Source organism: Pantoea sp. Cy-639 (assembly GCF_011752525.1).
In the GTDB taxonomy this organism is placed as follows: domain Bacteria; phylum Pseudomonadota; class Gammaproteobacteria; order Pseudomonadales; family Pseudomonadaceae; genus Aquipseudomonas.
Genome location: NZ_VWXI01000037.1, coordinates 1 through 3,812 on the forward strand (window position 1 = coordinate 1; position 3,812 = coordinate 3,812).

Annotated in this window: 2 protein-coding genes; both read right to left on the reverse strand. The window is 64.9% G+C overall.

Going from position 1 to position 3,812, the window contains the following annotated elements; genetic code table 11:
• On the reverse strand, nt 1–3,019 hold a 3,019-nt coding region (locus tag F3J43_RS23585), incomplete at its 3' end, for a DUF6531 domain-containing protein (RefSeq protein ID WP_166892977.1).
• Nucleotides 3,016–3,812, reverse strand: a 797-nt coding sequence (locus F3J43_RS23590; RefSeq protein ID WP_205298071.1) for a DUF2345 domain-containing protein, incomplete at its 5' end; no start/stop codon positions are given. The genes F3J43_RS23585 and F3J43_RS23590, both read right to left, overlap by 4 nt.

Genomic DNA, 3,812 nt, shown 5'->3' on the forward strand with positions numbered 1-3,812 from the left:
GGCGAATGGTCGAGATGCGTTGGTTGAGGGCGTCGTACTCATGCTGCCAGACGGCAACCATCGGTGTACCGGTCGCGAGGTAGTGCTGATGCTCGCGGGTCAGGTTGCCCGCCTCATCATGGAACCACTGCAACTTACTGGCAGCGTTGATGGCCTGGATCAGCTTGCCGTTGCCATCGTAGGAGAAGGTTTCGGTTTGATTCTGATCGCCCAGGCGGGCAGTTCGCTCGACCAAGCGGTTCATACGGTCGAAGCGCAGGTCAATGCGGCGCTGGCCAACCTGGGTGGACGCGAGGCGTCCGGAGTACTGATCGTACTGGTAACGAGTCACCAACCCGTCGAAGCCGCTCTCCTGCAACAGACGGCCAACCGGATCGTAGAGGAACGTCGCCTTGCTTTCGTTCTCGTTCTCCAGCCCGATCAGGCGGCCGAGTTTGTCCCAGCGGTAGCGCAAGGTGTGTTCGTTGGCATCGATGCGCTCGGCCAGCATCCCGGCGGCGCTGTAAGACCAGGTGGTGCAGCGATCCAGACCATCGGAATGGGCGAGCAAGCGCCCTTCGGCATCGTAATCGAAGCGCTCTTCGGTCTTGTCCGGGTGTGTGACCTTGGCCAGTTGGCCGGCCTTGTACTCGTAGGCGGTCTTGTTGCCCGCCGCATCGGCGAACTCGACCAACTGCCCGGCCGGATCATAGACCCAACTGCTGGTCTTGCCCGAGCAGTCGGTGTATTCGAGCAACTGCCCGGCGTCGTTGTAGCCGAGCTTCTTCTCGTTACCCAGTGCGTCCTTGATCGCCTTCACCAGACCGGCCGGGGTATAGGCGAACTCGGTCTTGTTACCCAACGGATCAATCGTCTCGACCAGGTTGCCACGCTCATCGTAGTCACGCAGCCACAGGCCATCCTCGGCATCGCGAATCCGGGTCAACTGGTCCTGATCGTCATAGCCGTAGTGCACCGTGCTGTGATCAGCGCGCAGGTGCTTGAGCAGGTTGCTGCGTTCATCGTAGGTGTAGCGGTCCTGGCTGCCATCTGGGTGCACATGACGGATGACGTTCTTGCGCGCGTCACGGAACAGCCATTCGGAATTACCGTCTGGGTGCTTGATACGGTAGGTGTAGCCCTGCTCGTCGTAGTAGTGCCAGGTCTCCTGGCCGTGGGCGTCGGTGACGTAGGTCAGGCGGATGCGCTCGTCCCACTCGAGGCGGGTTTCGAAGCTGCCGTCGTCGGCCCATTCGTGGATCGCCCGGGCGTGCGCGCCATTGCCGTCCCAGCGCAGATTGATGCCGCGGTCGGTGCGGTCGGTGTAGCGGGTGACCAGATGGTTCTGGTACTGGTAGCGCCAGGCGGCGCCGTGCTCGTCCTGGGCGGCGACCAGGTCGCCCTGGTCGTCGTAGTGGTAGGCGCACAGCTGACGCAGCGGCGTACCGTCGACCACCTGCCACAAGCCTTGCAGGTGCCCGTGGTCGTCTAGCAGGGTGCCCAGTTGCAGGTGGACCTTGTTCGGATCGTCGTCCTGGTAGGTGTTGATGTCCGACAGCACCGGGCGGTCGTGGTGGCGATGCTCGTAGTGCAGCATCGCCCCGGCGCCGCTGCGCAGCTTGATGTGCGTCAGGTAGAAACGATCGCCATGGCGCGCATAGGTTTCCTGGCGTGTGAGGCCGCGCAGCAGCACCAGTTGCTGCTCGCCGGTGCGTACCAGGGTGAGGTATTCCACCGCGTCGTGGTGCGGTTTGCCCTGCTTGGGCAGTGGATAGTCGTGGCTGCGGCCGTCCATGTCGTGGAACACCACGCCCTGGTCGACCACATCGATGCAGGTGGTGAACTCGGTGATCCAGCGTGCGCCGAGGCTGCCGTCGTCGAGCTTGTCCAGGCGCGAGTTGTAGGTGCGCGTCCAGGTAACCGGGAAGGGGCCGGGCAGGCTGAAGTCGGTGTGGTGCAGCGACTCGCTGCCCAGGGCGAAGTTGATGCGGTTGCAGGTGCTGGTGCAGACCTTGTTCTTCTGGTCCTGAGCAGCGCCCTTGACCGGCCCCTGGTTGGTGATCGACTCGGTGCGCCCTTCAGCGGACTGGTGCCTGGCCTCGGTGACCTTGTCCTGCTTGACTACCTTGGGCACTGCCTTGGGATTGCGGTGGTGCCACTTCACGCTGCTGCTGTGCAGGACCAGCAGCATGTTCTTGATCGAATCCTTGTTGTCTGCGCTGCCAAGGGCGAGCAGCTTGTTGCTCATCTGTGGCGCCAGGGTACGGAACTGCTTGGTGCAGCGCAGTACTTCATTCTGCACCGAGGTGGGCACAGCGTTGCTCATGATCAGGTTGGCCGCGCCCTTGCCCAGCGCCGAATAGGCATTGCTCAGGGCGCCGAAGGCGTTATCGAAGACCGCCGTGGGGTCGGACTTCCAGGTGTCGCTGACCTTCTGCGCCAGTTCCGCGGCCTTGTCCATGTCGCCCTGGCTATCGAGCTTGCCGAGGATGATCGCGTCGATGGCGTCGGCGGTGTTGAGGATCAGCTTCTCGCCAGTCTTGGCGGCCTCGGCGAGGATGCTGTCGAGTTGGGCCTGGGCGTCGACCAGGAAGGTGTCCAGCTCGCCGAGCAGGTCGGCGTTGAGGTGGCCGACAATGATCTCGATCAGCGAGTCGCCAAGCAGTTGCTTGCCCTCCTGGCGGGCCAGGGTCAGCATCGGCCGCAGGCCCTTGCGCGCGGCGGCCATGGTCGGCGGCGCGGGGATCACGCCGATCAGATTGATGCCCAGGCTCACCCAGTCCCAAGGGTCGGGCTCCTTGGCCGTGGCCAGGTTGACGATATCGCCCACCGCATCCACCAGGGCGATGATATTGCCGATCACCGGCAGCACCTCGGCAGTCTCCTTGAGCCGTTCGAGGTTGACGTAGCCGCCGCTGATGTCGCGCAGCCAGGCGTCGAACACGGCGGCGCCGCGGCTGACATCGGTCATGCCGATCTGGTCCAGGGGAACGACCGCGGCCTGGGCCGGACGTTGCTTTTCAGGAGTCGTGGCGGTCATGACATCAGTTCACTTGGCAGAAGATCGGTAACGGTGTTCAGGCTCGGCGCCTTGAACGCGGGAAGCTTGGGCATGGCCGGCAGCTTGGGCAGGCTCGGCAGGCTGGTCATGGCGCGGGAGGCGGCGGGCATGGCCGAACTGCCGGCGCTGGCCAGCTGCGTCAGGCCGGCGACGCCGCCCTTCAGCGCGCCCTGTACCTGCTGCGCGGTCTGCATCGCACCCTGGCCGGTCTTGAGCAGGCTCATGCCGGTCTTGGCCGCGTCCATGCCGCTGCCAGCCAGTTGCTTGGCCTTGTCGAACAGGCCACCTTCGCCCTTGGGCAGCGGCAGCTTGTCGACCAGCGACTCCAGTTCGGTCGTCAGGCTGTTCGGATCGGGCGGCTGCACCGGCCAGTCGACCACGCCGACGTAGCTGCTCGGGGCCCACGGCGGCGTCGGGTCGCGGCCGAACTTGACCCAGGCTGGCCCTGGCGCGGCGCCGGACACGGCATTGAAGCCCTGGCCGTCCAGCGAGCCCTTGAGCACCGTGCCCAGGGCGTCGGTGACTTCGTAGTCGCCAGCCTTGATGCCCTTGGTGTTGGCGTACAGGTTGAACAGCTCCAGCGCGCCCTTGCCCGGCTTGGGCGGCTCGGGGAAGGTGCCGGCCTTGCTCGCCGCGCCGATGTGCGCGAACTGCGCGGCGTGGGCGGTGTAGTTGGCGCTGGTGACGTGGGTGATGCCGCCAGCGTTGTAGGTGGTGGCGCTGCCGCCGCCCTGGATCACCAGCTCGGTCTTGGCGGTGAGCACGATGCGCT